Origin of the sequence: Rheinheimera lutimaris (assembly GCF_013283795.1) — a bacterium.
GTDB classification, from domain to species: domain Bacteria; phylum Pseudomonadota; class Gammaproteobacteria; order Enterobacterales; family Alteromonadaceae; genus Alishewanella; species Alishewanella lutimaris.
Map to the genome: position 1 here is coordinate 26542 of NZ_JABSOD010000002.1, position 18434 is coordinate 44975.

At 50.6% G+C, this 18434-nt stretch carries 19 protein-coding genes; 6 read left to right on the forward strand and 13 right to left on the reverse strand.

The features are described 5' to 3' along the window. Nucleotides 1-29: 29 nt before the first annotated feature. Nucleotides 30-845, reverse strand: a complete 816-nt coding sequence (gene proC, locus HRH59_RS01680) for a pyrroline-5-carboxylate reductase (RefSeq protein ID WP_173499545.1) — start codon at nt 843-845, stop codon at nt 30-32. An 8-nt stretch (nt 846-853) separates the two neighbouring features. Continuing rightward, nucleotides 854-1540: a YggS family pyridoxal phosphate-dependent enzyme gene (locus HRH59_RS01685; RefSeq protein WP_173499546.1), complete on the reverse strand. Its 687-nt coding sequence runs from the start codon at nt 1538-1540 to the stop codon at nt 854-856. Between the two features lie 30 nt (nt 1541-1570). Here HRH59_RS01685 and HRH59_RS01690 point away from each other — a divergent pair, with 30 nt between their 5' ends. Genes HRH59_RS01690 through HRH59_RS01700 form a run of 3 tightly spaced genes read left to right on the forward strand, consistent with a single transcriptional unit; the run spans nt 1571 to nt 4212 of the window. Further along, nucleotides 1571-2623 carry a type IV pilus twitching motility protein PilT gene (locus tag HRH59_RS01690; protein ID WP_173499547.1) on the forward strand — a complete coding sequence of 351 codons (1053 nt, stop codon included), beginning with the start codon at nt 1571-1573 and terminating at the stop codon, nt 2621-2623. A gap of 6 nt (nt 2624-2629) precedes the next feature. Then, the gene (locus tag HRH59_RS01695) at nt 2630-3754 is read left to right on the forward strand and encodes a PilT/PilU family type 4a pilus ATPase (RefSeq protein WP_173499548.1); all 1125 of its coding nucleotides are present in this window, start codon (nt 2630-2632) and stop codon (nt 3752-3754) included. 26 nt (nt 3755-3780) lie between these two features. Beyond that, the gene (locus HRH59_RS01700; RefSeq protein ID WP_173499549.1) at nt 3781-4212 is read left to right on the forward strand and encodes a CBS domain-containing protein; all 432 of its coding nucleotides are present in this window, start codon (nt 3781-3783) and stop codon (nt 4210-4212) included. On the opposite strand, the gene HRH59_RS01705 is transcribed toward HRH59_RS01700, so the two are convergent. Next, nucleotides 4209-4931, reverse strand: coding sequence for a lytic transglycosylase domain-containing protein (locus tag HRH59_RS01705; protein ID WP_173499550.1), 723 nt, complete (start codon nt 4929-4931; stop codon nt 4209-4211). The two genes, HRH59_RS01700 and HRH59_RS01705, sit on opposite strands and share 4 nt — an antisense overlap. A gap of 128 nt (nt 4932-5059) precedes the next feature. Here HRH59_RS01705 and HRH59_RS01710 point away from each other — a divergent pair, with 128 nt between their 5' ends. Continuing rightward, a complete protein-coding gene (locus tag HRH59_RS01710; RefSeq protein ID WP_173499551.1) occupies nt 5060-5350 on the forward strand; it encodes a YkgJ family cysteine cluster protein in 291 nt (96 codons plus the stop codon). A 16-nt stretch (nt 5351-5366) separates the two neighbouring features. Here HRH59_RS01710 and HRH59_RS01715 read toward each other — a convergent pair whose 3' ends face one another. Beyond that, nucleotides 5367-6650 carry a DUF3422 family protein gene (locus tag HRH59_RS01715; protein ID WP_173499552.1) on the reverse strand — a complete coding sequence of 428 codons (1284 nt, stop codon included), beginning with the start codon at nt 6648-6650 and terminating at the stop codon, nt 5367-5369. Nucleotides 6651-6965: 315 nt separating this feature from the next. Between HRH59_RS01715 and HRH59_RS01720 the strand changes: the two genes are divergently transcribed. Further along, nucleotides 6966-7856 (forward strand): EamA family transporter, encoded by an 891-nt coding sequence (locus HRH59_RS01720; RefSeq protein ID WP_178089458.1) that lies wholly within the window; start codon nt 6966-6968, stop codon nt 7854-7856. Between the two features lie 28 nt (nt 7857-7884). On the opposite strand, the gene HRH59_RS01725 is transcribed toward HRH59_RS01720, so the two are convergent. Then, on the reverse strand, nt 7885-8373 hold the full coding sequence (locus tag HRH59_RS01725) for a fasciclin domain-containing protein (RefSeq protein ID WP_173499553.1): 489 nt from the start codon (nt 8371-8373) through the stop codon (nt 7885-7887). 214 nt (nt 8374-8587) lie between these two features. On the opposite strand from HRH59_RS01725, the gene HRH59_RS01730 reads away from it, so the two are divergent. Next, complete coding sequence (locus HRH59_RS01730; RefSeq protein ID WP_173499554.1) at nt 8588-9019, forward strand: CBS domain-containing protein; 432 nt, start codon at nt 8588-8590, stop codon at nt 9017-9019. 126 nt (nt 9020-9145) lie between these two features. On the opposite strand, the gene HRH59_RS01735 is transcribed toward HRH59_RS01730, so the two are convergent. From HRH59_RS01735 to hisC, 8 genes are all read right to left on the reverse strand, one after another. Beyond that, nucleotides 9146-11299, reverse strand: coding sequence for a S46 family peptidase (locus HRH59_RS01735; protein ID WP_173499555.1), 2154 nt, complete (start codon nt 11297-11299; stop codon nt 9146-9148). Between the two features lie 162 nt (nt 11300-11461). Further along, the gene (locus HRH59_RS01740; RefSeq protein WP_173499556.1) at nt 11462-13159 is read right to left on the reverse strand and encodes a diguanylate cyclase domain-containing protein; all 1698 of its coding nucleotides are present in this window, start codon (nt 13157-13159) and stop codon (nt 11462-11464) included. A 96-nt stretch (nt 13160-13255) separates the two neighbouring features. After that, nucleotides 13256-13870: a bifunctional phosphoribosyl-AMP cyclohydrolase/phosphoribosyl-ATP diphosphatase HisIE gene (gene hisIE, locus HRH59_RS01745; protein WP_173499557.1), complete on the reverse strand. Its 615-nt coding sequence runs from the start codon at nt 13868-13870 to the stop codon at nt 13256-13258. Nucleotides 13871-14183: 313 nt separating this feature from the next. Beyond that, on the reverse strand, nt 14184-14957 hold the full coding sequence (hisF, locus tag HRH59_RS01750) for an imidazole glycerol phosphate synthase subunit HisF (protein WP_173499558.1): 774 nt from the start codon (nt 14955-14957) through the stop codon (nt 14184-14186). Beyond that, nucleotides 14939-15676: a 1-(5-phosphoribosyl)-5-[(5-phosphoribosylamino)methylideneamino]imidazole-4-carboxamide isomerase gene (gene hisA / locus HRH59_RS01755; protein WP_173499559.1), complete on the reverse strand. Its 738-nt coding sequence runs from the start codon at nt 15674-15676 to the stop codon at nt 14939-14941. Before hisA ends, hisF begins: the two co-directional genes overlap by 19 nt. Beyond that, nucleotides 15673-16266 carry an imidazole glycerol phosphate synthase subunit HisH gene (gene hisH / locus HRH59_RS01760; RefSeq protein WP_173499560.1) on the reverse strand — a complete coding sequence of 198 codons (594 nt, stop codon included), beginning with the start codon at nt 16264-16266 and terminating at the stop codon, nt 15673-15675. Before hisH ends, hisA begins: the two co-directional genes overlap by 4 nt. Next, nucleotides 16266-17336, reverse strand: a complete 1071-nt coding sequence (gene hisB / locus HRH59_RS01765; RefSeq protein ID WP_173499561.1) for a bifunctional histidinol-phosphatase/imidazoleglycerol-phosphate dehydratase HisB — start codon at nt 17334-17336, stop codon at nt 16266-16268. Before hisB ends, hisH begins: the two co-directional genes overlap by 1 nt. Next, entirely contained in the window at nt 17333-18433 is a 1101-nt protein-coding gene (hisC, locus tag HRH59_RS01770; protein WP_173499562.1) for a histidinol-phosphate transaminase, read from the reverse strand. The genes hisB and hisC overlap by 4 nt, the downstream gene beginning before the upstream one ends. Nucleotide 18434: the final 1 nt, after the last annotated feature.

An 18434-nucleotide genomic window follows, 5' to 3' on the forward strand; every position in this document is an offset into this window, starting at 1 on the left:
CGCAACTTAAAGTATAAAAACGATGAAAATTACAAACTCTGCGCCATTTCCTGCGCCCGCTTAATAGCGGCATACATGGCATCTGAAACCATTTTTTCAAGGCCCTGGTTGGCAAAAGTGGTGACAGCCTCATGTGTAGTGCCACCCTTAGAGGTTACCTGGGCGCGTAAGTCGGCAAAGCTGTGCTCACTGTTAAGTGCCATCGTTGCGGCGCCCAGTGCAGTTTGTGCCACCATTTTTTTGGCTTGCGTCGCATCAAAACCCAGTTGCTCTGCCACTTGCTGCATCGCTTGCATAAAAAAGAAAAAATACGCCGGAGAGCTGCCGGTAACGGCAATAACGTGGTCAATTTGTGCTTCGTTGTCTAACCAAACATTCATACCGGTGCCGCTGAACATATGATCAACAAAGGCTTTTTCATAATTTGAGCAGGCGGTAGGTAATAAACCGGTAACACCAAGGCCAACCAGTGACGGAGTATTTGGCATAGCCCGGACTAAACGCACCTGGCCCAGCCACTGTTGATAGCGTGCCACGGTAATACCGGCTGCCAGGGTAACAAACAGTTTTTCGCCGATTTCCGGCGCGGCGCTGATTAATGCTTCGCACAGCTCTTGCATCATTTGTGGTTTTACAGCTAACACAATGACATCGGCTTTTTTAACCGCTTCAATATTGTCCAGCGTAGCGTGAATGCCAAAATCTGCCGCCAGGGCAGTAAGCTTGGGCTGGCTGCGGTTGGCAGCAATAATGTTGTCGGCCGGATAGCCGGCGTTGACCATAGCGGCAATAACGCAGCGCGCCATATTACCGGCTCCGATAAAGGCGACCATATTGTCATTCATCTGTGTGTTCATTCCTTGTCGTAGTCCCGTGCACCAAAAATTGCGGTGCCTAATCGTATCATAGTTGCGCCGTATCGCAGAGCCTGCGGCCAGTCATCTGACATTCCCATCGATAATTCGGTGGCGTTCGGGTACTTTTTCTGCAGCTTGATGGATAACGTCTGCATAGCCGCAAATGCCGTTTCGCTTTGCCCTGGAGCCGGTATCGCCATCAGGCCCTTTAGTTCCAGCGTACCAAGCTGACTTATTTCATCTGCCAGTGCCAGCATCTCTGTTGCCGCTATACCGGCTTTGCTGGCTTCATTGCTGATATTAATTTGCAGTAACACTTTAAGCGCAGGCATAGTCTCAGGACGCTGTGCAGCCAGGCGTTGGGCAATTTTCAGCCGGTCAATGCTATGAACCCAGTGCGCGTGTTCGGCCACTAATTTGGTTTTATTTGATTGTAGCGGGCCAATAAAATGCCAGACAATATCGCGGTATTGCTGCAATGCTGCGGCTTTTTCTGCCAGTTCCTGCGGGTAATTTTCGCCAAAATGCCGCTGCCCGGCTAAGTACGCTGACGCGATAGCGGAGGATGGTTTGGTTTTGCTTACCGCCAGTAACAGCGGCTTATTGGCTACTATGGCCAGCGCGCTGCATTTTTCGTTCAGGTTGTGATAGGCGAGGCCCAGTTGTTCTGCTATGTTATTCATATTAATTGGCAAAGCGGAGTAAAAATTGTCATGGATATTACCGAATTATTGGCCTTTAGTGTGCAACATAAAGCGTCGGATTTACACCTTTCAGCCGGTGTACCACCACTTATCCGCGTCGACGGCGACGTGCGTAAGCTGAATATTCCACCCTTGTCACACAAAGAAGTGCACGCGTTAGTGTACGAGATTATGACTGACAAGCAGCGTAAAGAATACGAAGAAAACCTGGAATCAGATTTTTCTTTTGAAGTGCCTAACCTGGCCCGGTTCCGGGTGAATGCTTTTGTGCAGAATCGCGGTGCTTCTGCCGTGTTCCGTACCATCCCCAGCGAAGTGCTGACACTGGACGATTTGGGCGCACCGGATATCTTTAAAAAAATTGCCGATAACCCACGCGGATTGGTGCTGGTAACCGGGCCGACCGGCTCAGGTAAAAGTACCACCTTGGCGGCGATGGTCGATTATATTAACACCACGCGCCATGATCATATTCTGACCATTGAAGACCCGATAGAATTTGTCCACAACAATAAATCCTGCCTGGTTAACCAACGTGAAGTGCACCGTGATACTCACAGTTTCAGCAATGCTCTGCGCTCAGCGCTGCGCGAAGATCCTGACGTTATCCTGGTAGGTGAGTTACGTGATTTGGAAACTATCCGTTTAGCCATGACAGCTGCAGAAACCGGTCACTTAGTGTTTGGTACCTTGCACACCACCTCAGCACCGAAAACCATCGACCGTATTATCGATGTGTTCCCGGGCGAAGAAAAAGACATGGTACGCTCAATGCTGTCTGAATCGTTACGTGCGGTTATCTCGCAAACCCTGTTAAAAAAGGTTGGTGGTGGCCGTATAGCAGCGCATGAAATTATGGTGGGTTTACCGGCTATTCGTAACCTTATTCGCGAAGATAAAATTGCCCAGATGTATTCAGTGATCCAAACCGGCGCCGCGCACGGCATGCAAACCATGGATCAGTGTCTGGTTAATTTGGTCAACCGTGGTTTGGTGTCGCAAAAAGATGCGGCTGCCAAAGCCCAGGATAAAAACACTTTCGGCGCCATGGGCAGGATATAACAGCTTATGCAACTGGATGACTTTCTTGAGAAAATGGTGGCTGAAAAAGCCTCGGATATGTTTGTTACCGCCGGCATGCCGGTGGCGGCAAAGATCAACGGCGAGCTGTTGCCGATAGACGAGACACCGCTAACTGATGCCGGCTCATTAAAGCTGGTGTTGTCGGCGATGAACGACAAGCAGCAACAAGAGTTTATGACCAGCAAAGAATGTAACTTTGCCATAGCCAATGAGTTGGGGCGTTTTCGGATCTCGGCGTTTTGGCAGCGTGACTGCGCCGGCATGGTGGTGCGGCGTATTGTTACCCAAATTCCGAACGTGGATGATTTGGGCCTGCCACCCATTATGAAAGAAGTGATTATGTCTAAGCGTGGTTTGGTGCTGTTTGTCGGTGGTACCGGCACCGGTAAATCAACCTCGCTGGCGGCACTGTTGGGTTATCGCAATAAAAATGCCAAGGGCCATATTCTTACCATCGAAGATCCGATTGAATTCGTGCATGAACACCATAAAAGCTTAATTACCCAGCGCGAAGTAGGCATTGATACCGAGTCGTTTGAAGCTGCGCTGAAAAGCTCGTTGCGCCAGGCGCCGGACGTTATCCTGATTGGTGAAATACGCAGCCAGGACACTATGGAATATGCGCTGTCGTTTGCCGAAACCGGCCATCTGTGTATTGCTACTTTGCATGCCAATAATGCTAACCAGGCGATAGACCGCATAATGCACCTGGTGCCGAAAGAAATGCACCAGAAGCTGTTGTTCGATTTATCACTTAACCTGCGCGGTATCGTAGCACAGCAACTGGTGCCGACGGCCGATGGCCAAAGTCGGGTTGCAGCGATAGAAGTGTTGCTTAATTCGCCGCTGATTGCCGATTTAATTGCCCGGGGCGAAATGGGCGAAATTAAAGCGGTAATGACCAAATCACGTGAGCTGGGCATGCAAACCTTCGACCAGGCACTGTATGACTTATATCAGCGCGGTCAAATCAGTTACGCCGATGCGCTGCATCATGCCGATTCACCAAACGACCTGCGTTTGATGATCAAGCTGCGTAGCGGCGACACCAAAGGCGCAGGTTTTCTGTCTGGCGTGACAATTGAAGGCTTTGAAAACAAAGACGAATAAGCGGTTGCAACCTTTGGAGGCGGTACATGAGCATTGCACAAATTATGACCCATCGTAACCGCCTTGTAACTACTGCGGCTGATGCCAGCCTGGCCTCGCTACGTGATGTTTTTGCCAAAGCCCGGTTTCAGCACGTGCCTGTGACAGACAGCAGCAACCGGTTGGTGGGTATAGTGTCAGTGAAAGATTACTTTCGTGAGCTGAGCCCGGTAATGGACTCGGCCAGTGACCCGGCAATAAGCTTGTTTATCCGCAGCCGCAAGGTACATCAGGTTATGGTGTCACCGGTTATTACCGTTAACGAAAACACCACAGTAAAACAAGCAGCCGCACTGTTGTTGCAACACAATATCGGTTGTTTGCCGGTTGTCGACGGCCAAAAACATTTAATAGGGTTGGTGTCGTGGAAGGATATTATGCGCGCCGCGTTAACCAGGCCAGCCGCGCCGGCGGTTTAACCGGCCTGCTGATAGCGCTTGTGTAAAATAGTCACCCGCTCAACATAAGCCCGGGTTTCGGCAAACGGCGGAATACCATTGTAACGCCGCACATTGCTGCTACCGGCGTTATAAGCCGCCAGTGCCAGCGCCATTTCACCATTGTATTGCTTTAACAGCTGAGCCAGATAACGGCTGCCGCCGGCGATATTTTGCTCCGGTGCGCTAGAATTGGCTACGCCCAGTTCTGCTGCGGTTTTCGGCATCAGTTGCATCAAGCCAACCGCACCTTTGCGTGACACTACAGCCGGGCGAAACGCCGACTCGGCATGGATCACTGCACGGATTAACGCCGGGTCCAGTTGATGTTCTGTGGCAGCAGCACTGATTAAGCGGTTATAAGGCCGGATGTAAAGCGGGGTAGTGTGCCAGTTGACCTTTGATTTCGGATCACAGGCGAAGCAATCAAACCGCACTACCTGGTAAGGCCGGTTTAATGGCTGGCGATCAGAAAAAATGGCTGTGCCATCGTTTTTTAATGATTTATAAACCGCAACCTGAGGCAGGGCTTTACGCTGTGGCTGTATTGGCAGTGCTTGTGGCCTGTCGTCCGGGGATAACTTCAGTTGTTTTTTGCCATTGTCAGCTTCAACCTCTGCAGATTGCACTACAAGGCTGGCTAAAGCTCCGCTAAAGTAACAAGCAAACAGAATAACGCGCAGCACTGATGTCAGATCCATTTCGTCAGGGGATCGCAAGTAAAGCACTAAGCCGGCGAAATCTCAAGCAGAGCAGTGTTACATCTTCAGGTTTCGGCAGCGCCGCAGAGAGAGTATGATGGCGCCACTAACCTTTAGCTTGGATCCTGATGCAAATTGATATAACTAACTTACCGGCGTCACAAGTCAGCTGTACTAACTGTCGCGCCAGTTGTTGCCGGCTGGAAGTGATGCTGATCTCCGATACCGGTGTGCCGGCAGAGCATATAGCCGTTGCTGCCGATGGTGGCGAAACTATGCTGCGCTTAGCCGATGGCTGGTGCTCAGCGTTAGATCGCGACACCTTAAGCTGTACCATCTATGACAACCGGCCGTGGATTTGCCGCGAATTTGAAATGGGCTCCTATGAGTGTCTGGATGAGCGCGCGGCACACAGTTAAACCGCAGCCCGGTTATTCAAGTTGATTTATCGCGGTGCAACTGACGGTTTATCCACAACAATACGCCAGCGACAATTACCACCACCAATGGCAAACTTATGCTCTGCCATTTACCGACATTAAGCCCGGGTAACCAGTAACTCAGTGCATACAGCGCTTTGTCAGCCAACTGCACGGCGTAGTAGCTGATGGCCACCAGTGATAAACCCTCTACCATTTGCTGCATATTCAGCTGCAGTTTGGCGCGTTTATCCATTGACGCTAATAGCTGCTGATTTTGCTGCTCTAATTTTAAATTGATGCGGGTGCGTAGTAACTCGGTAGAGCGGCCAAGCCGGCCCGACAGCGCATTTTGGCGAAACACCACTGACTCGCTGGTACGAAAGGCCGGCGTTAAGCGCCGCTCGGTAAAGTCCTGCAAGGATAACAAGCCCTCTATCGGCGTTTCATTTAAGCCTTTTATTCTATCCAGCGTAAGTTGATAATACGCTGCCGTGGCTTGTAAACGTGAGCTGGTTTCGGCTATTAAATGTTCAGTTTGCGCCGCCATAGTGGTAATTTCGTTTAGTAAGCGTTCGTCATCACTGCGCTGATGTTCTATGCGTTGGGTAATATCTGACAGCTGTTGCTCCAGCAGATTAAGCTTGGCCAGCGCCTGGCGTGACATCGGCCAGCCCAGCAAAGACAGCTTGCGGTAGTTACCCAAATCGAACAGTTGCTGCACCAGGCGCCCCAGCGCTGCCGGGCTTAAACCCTGATCCAGTAACAGCATACGGCCGGCGCCTTCAGCATGTTTTTGAAAATCCGTCCAGATACGTGCTTTTTGTCCCGCCAGCAGGCTGCTGATGCAGTTATCCGGGTTAAACAACATATTAATATTGCCGTTTGCTTTTAGCTGCGCCGGCGTAACCACGCTTAGCTGCACCACGCGAAAAACCTGACCCGGGATATCATCCAGCCAGTTTTTGCCGGGTAAAAAATCCAGCGGATCGTCAAACAGCTGTTTTTCACTACCCGGTTGAATAAACACATAGCTGGAAAACTCGCCGTGTTTTTCAAAGCGCAGTGTGCCACCGAACAGTGGCAGATTAATATCATGGTCGGTTTCACTGAAATGGCTGCCTTGCTGACTGGCCAGCTGCTGCATAAAGCTCAGTTCGCTGCTGCGCGATGCCGGTGACACCGTCAGCATAAACTGGCACAAGCGGCATGGGGCACTGAGCGCCGGAAAAGTGCGTTGTTGCAGTTCTTTATCCAATACATCGCGCAGTGGATGGCTGCGGTTATGTAATCCGGTCATACAAATGCTCCTTAGTCAGAGGACAAAACACGCGGATGAGCATAAATACCGTTAGTGTGGCTAAAGCAGACGCCATGCCAGCTCTATGGTCTGGCGCAGTGTAGAGCGGCTTTGCGACTAAATTATTGCTAACTAATGATATTTTTCTGACGCTGTGGCGAAAATGCTGACGGGCTGCCGGCCGGTGGGCTACCATTTGCCCTGTAATAACGCAAAAATGGCGCAATACGGTGCGTGCAGCGATACTTTTACCCTTGTCGCGGGCTACAATTAGCGTCTTATCCTGGTGTGCTTTCCTGTTGGACTATATCGTTTATGCCTGTGTTGCTTAATCGCAGTATCGTTGTGGCTATTGTCAGCGTGGTGTTGGCGATGATCACTATTCAATCCGGCGCCTCTGTCGCCAAACAATTATTTCCGCTGATAGGCCCGGAAGGCACTACTGCGCTGCGGCTGGGTTTTTCGGCGCTGGTACTGTGGCTGGTGTTCCGGCCATGGCGCAGCTTGCCAAATACCAGGCGCGACTGGACTGCTATCGTTACTTATGGCGTATGTCTTGGCGGAATGAATATTTTGTTTTATCTGGCTATAGCGCGTATTCCGCTTGGTATTGGCGTGGCGCTGGAGTTTACCGGGCCCCTGGCGGTGGCGCTGTTTTCCTCAAGGCGTAAGCGCGATTTAATCTGGGTCGGTTTTGCCATCGCCGGTATTTTATTGTTGTTGCCGGATATGCGCGGTGTGGATGCATTAGATCCGGTTGGTGTGGTGTTAGCACTGGCTGCCGGCGCCTGCTGGGCAGGCTATATATTATTTGGTAAAAGAACAAATGCGCAGGCCTCAGGCGGCATTACGGTGGCGCTGGGCATGACGGTGGCGGCTGCGTTTTTGGTGCCCGTTGGTGCCATCAGTCAGGGTATGGCGCTGCTGAGTTGGGAAGTGTTGCCGTTGGGGCTGGTAGTGGGTATTTTATCCAGCGCCTTACCGTATTCATTAGAGATGGTAGCGCTTAGAAATATGACATCACAAAACTTCAGTGTGTTTATGAGCATGGAGCCGGCTATTGCGGCTTTGGCGGGTTTTTTGATACTGGCCGAACTATTGACGCTATGGCAGTGGTTAGCGATTGCTTTGGTAATTATGGCGTCGCTTGGCAGTTCGTTAACGTCCTCTGAGGCAAAACCTGCCTCAGAGGAGGTAACGGCGTAATTAAGGCTTACGTATCAAGACTTATACCTTAAGATTTTGGCATAACCACGCTGTCTAACACGTGAATGACACCATTGCTGGTTTCAATGTCAGTGGCAATCACCTGAGCGCCGTTTACATAGACTTTGCCATCTTTTACTTCAATTGCTAAATCCTGGCCCTGTACTGTTTTGGCAGACGTCAGATTTACCACATCAGCGGCCATTACTTTGCCTGCTACCACATGGTACGTCAGTACATTAGTCAGTGCAGCTTTGTCCGCTACCAGGGCATTTAAATCTGCTGCAGGGATTTTGGCAAAAGCAGCGTCGTTAGGCGCAAATACGGTGAAAGGGCCTTTGCTTTTCAGCGTATCAACCAGCTCAGCAGCCTGCACCGCGGTTACTAAAGTAGAGAAATTGCCTGCAGCCACGGCGGTGTCAACAATATCGGCCTTCATTTTATGGTTGTGCGCCTGAGCAGTAATCAGCAGTGAGCCAAGTAATAAAGAACCGGTAATAAGATGTGACAGTTTCATAATATTTCCTTTTTTAGTGCAAAGTTGGACATAACAGTCGGCTATAACAACGCCACGGCGGCAAAATAAGATCAGATTTATATTTTTCAGCTGTTGCTAAACTAGGCAATTTTATTGGCCGTACGCGAAAAAAGTTGATCCAGTTCGGTGCAGCAGCGGTCATTTTTCGCTATATCTATCAGTTAATATCCGGATATTGCTAAAGGAGCTATGTATGACTATTGCCACTGTTGCTGAATTAATGACGATTGATCCGCTATGCGTAACACGGGACGCCAGCTTAAAAGACGCCCATGATTTAATGCGCAATAAAAACATTCGTCACATCCCGGTTATTGACGCTAAAGGCGAGCTGGTGGGTATGCTAACGCAGAAAATTATGGTGGCTAAGGTAATGGGCTTAATGGCGCAATATGGTGCTACCGCGCTGGAGCGCAAAGAAAAGCAACAGCTGGTGGCTGATATGATGGCAACTGACTTTGCTGCTATTACACCGGAGCAATCTTTAAAAGACGTAGCCGGTTTTTTTGTCAAGAACCGTCATGGCTGTATGCCGGTGGTAGATGAAAACAATAAGCTAAAAGGTATTCTGACTTCGTCGGATTTTGTCCGGTTGGCGGCGGAATTATTGGAGAAGGCAAATTAGAGATAAGGCCCGGATTTAGTGAGAATCGAGCCTACAGGGACGTATTTACGGCGTGTCTGTGTGGACAAGTCGGTTCGACTCGAAGCTGTGAATTAAAAAGGGCCTTGCGGCCCTTTTGGCGGATGTTTATTTAACACCCATTTCTTTTAACAGGTTTTCAGCGCCGTCCAGCTGCATTTGCCACAGCATAAAACGGTGATCTACCTGAATAGAGCGGGTGTTGTCCGGGTTGTAATCCCAGTCAGAGATAATCGAATCCAACGTACCGTCAAAGGCTAAGCCAACCAGCTCGGCATTGCTGTTAAGTACTGCCGAACCTGAGTTACCGCCGGTAATATCCAGCGTGGCCAAAAAGTTAACCGGTACCGAATTTAAGCTGTCTACCTTGTACGGGCCATATTGTTTGGCTTTGATAGCGTCTAACTGGCTTTGCGGTGCGTTAAATTCACCTTCACCGGTGGCTTTAGCGGTAATACCGCGCAGCGTGGTAAACGGCGCCCAGGCGTTGCCATCTTCATTACCATGACCGCGACCTGTCACGTTACCGTAAGTAATGCGCAGGGTGCTGTTAGCATCCGGGTAAACCGCCTGGCCTTTAGACTGCATAAAGGCAATTTTAGCGCGCATATAGCTGGCATAAGCCTGCTGAATTTTACCGGCCAGCTCTTCTTCCGCCGCCTCTTGCTTTAAATTCCATTTGTGCAGTGCAACTGCCGCTTTAACAAAGGCATCGTCGCTTTGAGCGATTTGTGCCGGCGTCATCTCAAGCAGAGCATTACGTTTATCCAACGCAGTTAACGTGGTGTTGGCATACCAGCTGTCGATCAGCGTTTTAAGCTGCTGTTCAGTCATGCCATCTTTAATGCCCATCACCTTATCAAAATCGCTATCGCGCAGTTTTTTCGGTTGGGCGGCATAACGGCCCAGGTTATATAAATCTAATGCTTTTTCCACGCTAACGGCAAAATTACGCTCCATACCGGCAACAAAGGCTTTATAGCGCGGTAAATCGCGGCTTTGGAAACCGGCTTTACGCTCTGTATCGGGTTTGGTACTTTCTTCTGCTAAGCGATATAACGCGCCAGCGACTGTTAACAGCCGTGGCTTGGCGTTATCCAGTAAATAGTCTTTATGGTCTTTGTCCTGGCGCTGCTTTAGTAGCTTTTCGATGGTTTTTAAGTCATCAGCATAGGCTTTTTTATTGTCGCGGCTGCTGTTAACCCATTTGGTCAGTTCAGCATGTTCAGCTGTTTTACGTGCCAGAAAATCGCTGTCAGCAAAGCTGTCCAGCATGCCCTGGCGGTTTTTCATATAGTTGTTTAAACCGGCGACACGGCTGGCGTATTTCAGCTCAGCGTCTTTATCATTGGCGGTTTCGCGGCCGATAATGTCCAGCGTATTTTTAAATTGCGCTACCGTGTTAGGGTAGGCCCATTCGAAGGTGTCGCTGACTTCGCTGGGTAACCGATGACGGTTAGTGCGGCCCGGGTAACCCAGTGCCATAACAAAGTCGCCGGCTTTTACGCCGTCTTTAGCCAGGGTTAAGTGATAATCTGGCTTATAAGGCACGTTATCCAAGCTGAAATCGGCAGATTTACCTTCAGGGCTTACGTAAGCGCGGTAGAAGCTGTAATCGCCGGTATGGCGTGGCCACATCCAGTTGTCGGTATCTCCGCCAAATTTACCCACACCCTCAGCCGGCGCATGTACTAAACGCACATCTTTAATTTCCAGCTGTTTAATCAGGTAAAATTCCAGACTGCCGTAATAGGCCGCCACCGTACAGCGGTGGCCTTCGTCTTTTTCGCATTCAGCAACAATGGCTTTTTGGTTAGCTTCAATGGCATCAATACGCTTTTTGCCGCTCAGTTTAGCCGTGCTGGCATCAATCACTTTGTCGCTGACGTTATCTACGGCTTTGGTAACAAAAATACGACTGCCCGGGGCTGCGGCAACTTCATCGCTTAGGGTTTTGGCTAAAAAACCATTGGCCAGTAAGTCGTTTTCCGGTGTGGAATTATGTGCAATGCTGCCGTAGACACAGTGATGGTTGGTTGCAACTAAGCCATTGGGTGAAACAAAAGAGGCAGAGCAGCCGCCTAAACTTACAATGGCCGCTGCCGGAAATTCGGTTAGCTTGGTTAAATCAGCCGGGTTAAGTGCTAAACCAGCGGCTTTTAATTCTTTAGCAATGTCCGGCAGCTGTTGAGGCATCCACATGCCTTCATCTGCCATGGCGAAGCTACTGGCTAAAGCCAGTACGAGTAAGGATTTTTTCATAGAAACTCTTTTTATTTTAGTGTTAACAGAAGTGTTAAACGCAAGACGGGGCTTATAGTCTGTCTCAACGGCGGGCTTGTCAAGATGCAGACAAAGGCTGTTACATTTTAATGCGATGATTGCGCTCAGAGTTGCGTCAATTAGTTTAAAGTGCTTCAGTGCCTAAGGAGCTGTATACCAGCAGGGTTGATTCCGGCCCTTACGTTTGGCCTGATACATGGCAGTATCGGCCTGGCGCAACAGCTCGTCACAGTCGGTGTCGCCTTTAAACAGCACTAAACCAATACTACAGGCACATTGGTGCATACTGCTGTTTGTAACCGGGTAGGGCCGCGACAGTTCCTGAACTATCTTGGCTGCGACAAGTTGCATATGCTGTTGGCTGCGGTGGGTGTCAGTATCAATATCACGTAGCAATACAATAAACTCATCACCACCAAAGCGCGCTACTGTATCGGCAGAGCGCACTGAGCTTTGCAGACGGTGGGCTACTTCGGCCAGCAGGTTATCGCCCATGCGGTGGCCGTAAATATCGTTCACCGGTTTAAAGTTATCCAGATCGATAAACATCAGACCGCAGTATTTCTGGCTGCGTTTGCCGGCAGCAATAGCTTGCAGCAAATGCTCTTCCAGCAGGCGACGGTTCGCCAGGCCGGTCAGGCTGTCATAAAACGCCAGCCGGCGAATTTTTGCGCTGCTAAGGCTACGGCTAATTGCCAGCTCTGCCAGATTGCCATAGGTTTTAATTTTTTCCAGCAGTTCAGTTGATGGCTCTGCTGTTTGCCGCTGATAAATCGCAAAGGTGCCCAGTACCTTGCCCCGGGCATTCTTAACCGGTTGTGACCAGCAGGATTTTACCTGCGCCATTTCCGCCAGTGCCTGGTATGGTTGCCAGTATGGATGACTGCTTATATCGGCCACAATTACGGTTTCACCGATACTGGCTGCGGTACCGCAAGAACCGACACCCACGCCAATAGCAACGCCGTCCAGCGCCTGGTTGTATGCATCCGGTAACGAGGGAGCTGCGCCATGACGCAAGGTCTTGCCGTCTTCATCCAGCAGTAAGATTGAGCAAAGCATGTCGGGGTGCTGCAGCTCTACCTGGGTAACCAAATTATGTAATACCGTTTTTAACGCCGCACCTTCGCTGATCTGGCTTAAAATCTGATTTTGCAGTGTCAGTTCCTGAGTACGTTGCAGTACCTGTTGTTCGATGTGTTGTAAGTTGCGCTGATATTGCAGGTTAACCAGGCTAAGTTCGGTAATTTGCAGCGCCAACGATGCCAGCATATTTAACATTGCCGGTAGTTTGCTTTCATCGACAATCGGCACTTCTGCCAGCGCTGCCAGATATTCATCCTTGTTAAACCCGGCTTGTGCGGCTTGCTCCGTAAAATACGCCGGATCCGGCTCCTGCAGCAGAAATTGGCCAATAAACAAATTAGCAATATGTTCGCCATCGAGCACAATTGGTGTGGCACAGTCAGTTAAACCATTGCGACAGCGGTAAACAGAATAGTTTTTGCCTTGTTCTAACTGTAGCGCTAAATCCCGATCACTCTCCAGACAGCGCTGTAAGGTGGATTCTGACTGGCGATGAAACTGTACGCAGGCCCGTTGCCAGCGCGATGATGCAAGCACCTTACCGTGCAGATCAATTAACGCTATCGGCACATTCATCACCTGCAGGAAGTTTTCAAATAAGGTGTTTAAGCGGGAAAAGTCGAGCGCAGCAACCAGCTTACTGGTTACTGTGCTATCAGGGGTGGGCAATGCCTGATTCCAGTCGGTGGCCATGGGGTCCAACATTTGGATCAGGTTTGCCTCGCGATGCAAATGCGGCGATTTGTTTGTCATGACGGCTTAAGTGTAGTTAGCAGAATGTTGCGCCGCCACAGTTGACGCAAATGAATTATGTCTGCTGCTGTACAGTGATGCCGTCAGTTGCTTTGCTTATTTATGCCGCTGTTGCAGCACCTTAATGACATCGTTCAGTTCCAGCTTTTGGCTGCGCAGCAACACCAACAGGTGAAACATCAGATCAGCCGCTTCGTTGGCGAGTTCTTCCCGGTCACCGGCCATCGCAGCCAGTGCGGATTCGACACCTTCTTCACCAACTTTTTGCGCTATGCGTTTTACGCCTTTGGCAAATAAGCTGGCGGTGTAACTGCTGGCAGGATCTGCGCCTTCACGGCTTTTTATCACTTGCTCTAAGTCGTATAAAAATGCCAGCTGCGGGCTGTTGGCACTGTTGTCATGCCAGCAAGTTTCAGTGCCGACATGGCAGGTTGGGCCTTGTGGTAGTGCCAGCACTAAAATACTGTCGGCATCGCAGTCGCTGTCTATGCTGACCAGTTGTAAGGTATGGCCTGAGCTTTCGCCTTTGGTCCACAACCGCTGCTTGCTGCGGCTATAAAAGGTCACGTTGCCGCTTTGCAGTGTGTGCTCAAGTGCCTCTGTGTTCATATAGCCCTGCATCAGCACTTTGCCGGAGATGGCGTGCTGCACTATTGCGGGTAATAACTGGTTATCGGGCCAGCTTAGCGCTTTGATCTGTTCTATGTTCATTGTGTTTTCTCGTATCTTTTTTGTGTTGATGGCGCAGCAATATTATGAGCGGCGAGACCTGACTGCTAAGCAGAGCGTCTGTGGCATGGATGCCACAGAGGAGCCTACAGGGAGGTATTTACGGCGTCTCTGCGTGTAGTCAGGTCTCAAAGCTTGCATCAAAAGTCAGGCTCTTCGAAAATCGCAAAGACTCCGTACATTTTTTCTGCGACACGCCATAAACCTTCCCTGGGGCTCGATTCCGGCCATCCATGGCCTCCAACGGTCGCTGAAAAAAGTACATACGCCTTAGCTGGCATAATTTCAGCCCTTGTTACGGTCGGATGCTGATACCGTCAGCAATCAGCCTGGCTTTAAGCGCCGCTATTTCAATAATGCCTTTGTGAAACACACTGGCAGCCAGGGCGCCATCGACATCGGCTTGGTTAAACACATCGCTAAAATGTTGCATAGTACCGGCGCCACCACTGGCAATTAACGGCACCGTGCAAATATCGCGGATGCTTTTCAGCTGCGCGATATCATAGCCCTGGCGCACGCCATCCTGGTTCATGCAGTTAAGCACAATTTCACCGGCGCCACGGCTTAGCACTTCTGCTACCCAATCACGGGTAAGCCATTGTGTTTTTTTGGTGCGGCTTTCATCGCCGGTAAACTGATATACCTGATACTGGCCCGACGCGACATCAAAAAAACTGTCGATGCCAATCACCACACACTGTTGGCCAAAATTATGGTTCAGCTCGTTTATCAGCTCTGGCCTGGACAGCGCCGGGCTGTTGACCGAAATTTTATCGGCACCCATTTCCAGTATTTTGCCGGCATCGGCCACGGTTTTAATGCCACCGGCGACGCAAAACGGAATGTCTATCACCTCGGCAATGCGTTTAACCCAGCTTTTATCCACCACGCGGCCATCGCTGGAGGCGGTAATATCATAAAACACCAGCTCGTCCGCGCCGGCCTCGGCATAGCGCTGTGCCAGTGGCACTATATCACCGATAATTTCATGGTTACGAAACTGCACGCCTTTAACCACTTTGCCATCGCGTACATCCAGGCAGGGAATTAACCGTTTTGCCAGCATGCTACGGCCTCCTCAAGCGTAAATTTACCTTCCAGCAGTGAACGTCCTAAAATAACGCCGGCGACGCCGCTGCCAATTAAGGCGCGGATATCGTCCAGCTTGCCGATGCCACCGGAGGCCTGCCACTGAATTTGCGGGTAATTTGCTGCCAGCTCTTTATACAGCTGCACATTAGAGCCGGTTAAGGTACCGTCTTTACTAATGTCAGTACATAACACATGCTGAGCACCGGCTTCGATATAGCCATCCAGCACCTGCTCCAGCGTAATATTGGATTGCTCAATCCAGCCGTGCGAGGGCAGGGTTTTCTCGCCTTTGTCGTTTATCGCCACATCCAGCGCCAACACGATTTGCTCGCCGCCGTATTTGCGCACCCAGCCTTGCACCAACTCGCGTTGGCGAATGGCTAAACTGCCGATAACAACACGACCGGCGCCGGCGTCGAGTAAGTCTTTAACGTCCTGCTCAGCGCGCACACCGCCACCAACCTGAATATGCAGCGGGGAAGCTGTCATCAGCTCAGTCAGTAATGCCAGCTGGCGTTTAGTGGCATCTTTGGCGCCGGACAAATCCACGATATGCAGCCAATCGGCACCTGCACCGGCGTACTGATTACGCAAGCCAAGCGGGCTGAAATCGTACTGCGTGGTATTGTCGTAACGGCCCTGATACAGCCGCACCACAGTGCCGTCAATTAAATCAATGGCGGGAATAATCATAGCTGCCACTCCAGAAAATTTTGCAATAAACGCGCGCCGGTTTTACCCGAGCGCTCGGGGTGAAACTGCGCGCCGGCGACATTGTCTTTACCAATTACTGCGGCAAAATCGCTGCCATAATGGCACAGTGCCAATGCGTGCGGGCCGGGTGCTACGGCAAAGCTGTGGACAAAATACACATAGTCTGTGACAGAAAAACCGCTCATTAACGGGTGCTCACTAATACTGTGCAGGGTGTTCCAGCCCATATGCGGCAGGCGCAAACCAGCGCTTTGCATCGGCAGTACTTCGCCCGGAATAAGGTTTAAACAGCCAACATCACCTTCCATGCTGTGGCTGGTCAGCATTTGCATACCTAAGCAAATGCCTAACAAGGGTTGCTGCAGGCCTTGCAAGGTGTCAATCAGTTCTGCTTGCTCAAGCCTGGCCATCGCATTGTGGGCGGTGCCGACGCCCGGCAGCAGCACCTTGTCGGCGGCTTTGATTACTTTGGCATCGCGGCTGATAATGGCGTCTACGCCCAGGCGTTTAAAAGCAAAATACACCGAGCTGATATTGGCGCAGCCGGTATCAACAATCACCAGTTGCATTACAGTACTCCTTTTGAGCTTGGCAGCGCCTCGCCCGATACGGTAATGGCCTGGCGCAGTGCACGGCCAAAGGCTTTAAACAGGCCTTCGACCTTGTGATGCTTATTGCCTTCGGTGATGCTTAAGTGCAGTGACATCAGCATGGCATCGCTTAACGAGCGGAAAAAGTGCGGCACCATTTCCAGAGTTAAACCGCCAACTGCGCCGTCGCCCAGCTCACCGTTAAACACAAACAACGGCCGGCCGGATAAATCCAGCACACACTCGGCGCGGCATTCATCCATCGGCAACACAAAGCCAAAGCGGTTAATGCCACGTTTATTGCCCAGCGCCTGCTTTAACGCCTGGCCCAGTGCCAGTGCGGTGTCTTCCACGCTGTGGTGATCGTCAATGTGATAATCGCCGGTAACTTTTACCTGCAGCGAAAAGCCGCCGTGGGTGGCAATTTGCTCCAGCATATGGTCAAAAAAGCCCACGCCGGTGCCGAAAAAGTTATTGCCGCTGTTATCCAGATCAACACTGATTTCAATGTCAGTTTCACGGGTGGTACGACGCACGGTGGCTTTACGCCCGCGGCTGAGCAACTGCTTGGTGATCTCAGCCCAACCCAGCGAATCGCGGTTATATTGAAACGACGGCAGGCCCATATTCTCTGCCAGCTGCACATCAGTTAAGCGGTCGCCAATCACGTAAGAGTTGGTAAAGTCGATTTTACCCTGTTGCAGATAGTCTTTTACCAGCCCCAGTTTCGGTTTGCGGCAACTGCAGTTGTCACTGTCAAAGTGCGGGCAAATCAGCACGTCATCAAACACGATGCCTTGTGAAGTTAGCAGCTGCATCATTTTATTGTGCGGTGCATCAAAGGTTTCGCGCGGGAAGCTGCTGGTACCCAAGCCATCCTGATTAGTCACCATCACCAGGCGGTAGCCGGCTGTTTGCAGCTTTAATAAGGCGGGCACTAAGCCAGGCTCGTAAGCCAGTTTTTCCAGGCTATCCAGCTGCTTGTCAATTGGCGGCTCTTCTACCATGGTGCCGTCGCGGTCGATAAATAAAATAGGCTGGCCACTCATGCGCGTGCTCTCTTAGTTGCTTGGTTATTTAAAAAATACTGTTGCATCGCCTGCTGTAAGCGCTGCATTTCATCCGCGGTGCCAACCGACACCCGCACCACTTGCGATAAGCCCAGCTGGCTGGACTGATTGCGAATTAAAATATCGGACTTAATCAGCGCACTAACACAGTCTGCGGCGTTGTCTACCTGCAGCAGCACATAGTTGGCGTTACTGGGCCATACCTTGTTGATGCCGCTTTGTGTTTTGGCAAAGACGATAAAGTCATCACGCAACTGATTAATGCTTGCCACGCTTTGCTGCATTTGCGCTATGCCCGTTGCCGACAATGCTTGGGCGGCAATTTGCGCTACCGGCTCGGCAATCGGGTAGGGCGCTATCATCTTTTTCAGCGCGTTAATAATTTCCGCCGAGGCCAGGGTAAAGCCACAGCGTAAACCGGCCAGGCCAAAGGCTTTAGACAGGGTGCGCAGGATAACTAAATGCGGGTACTGGCTAAGTAAATTCACTACCGACGCCTGTGGGGCAAACTCGATATAGGCTTCATCGACCACCACTAAGGCTTTACCGGCAAAGTGCTGCAGTACCGCAATAATTTGCTCACGTGGGATCAGATCGCCGGTTGGATTATTCGGGCTGCAAATAAACACCAGTTTAGGGCTGGTGGCAAAAATGCCGGCCAAATCCAGTTGCTCGTTATTAATCAGCAGCACTTTATTCACCATGGTTTGGTTACTTTCAGCGCTTATCGCATACATACCATAAGTCGGCGGGCAAATAGTGATACTGTCCTGCTTAGGCTCACAAAAGCTGCGGATCAACAGCTCAATGCCTTCATCGGCGCCGCGGCTAACCAGTACCTGCTCAGGCGCGACACCGGCATATTCTGCATAAGCGTTTATTACCGCTTTTGGCTGGCAGGACGGGTAGCGGTTAAAAGTGCCATCTAACTGATAGCCCGGTGCCAATGCATTTTCATTGGCATTTAGCCACACTGCGCCGCCACTCATACTGCTGCGCGCTGATGCGTAAGGCACCAGATCTTTGACGATTTGTCTGGCTAAGTTATTCACGCCAGTAGGGGTGTTATCAGACATA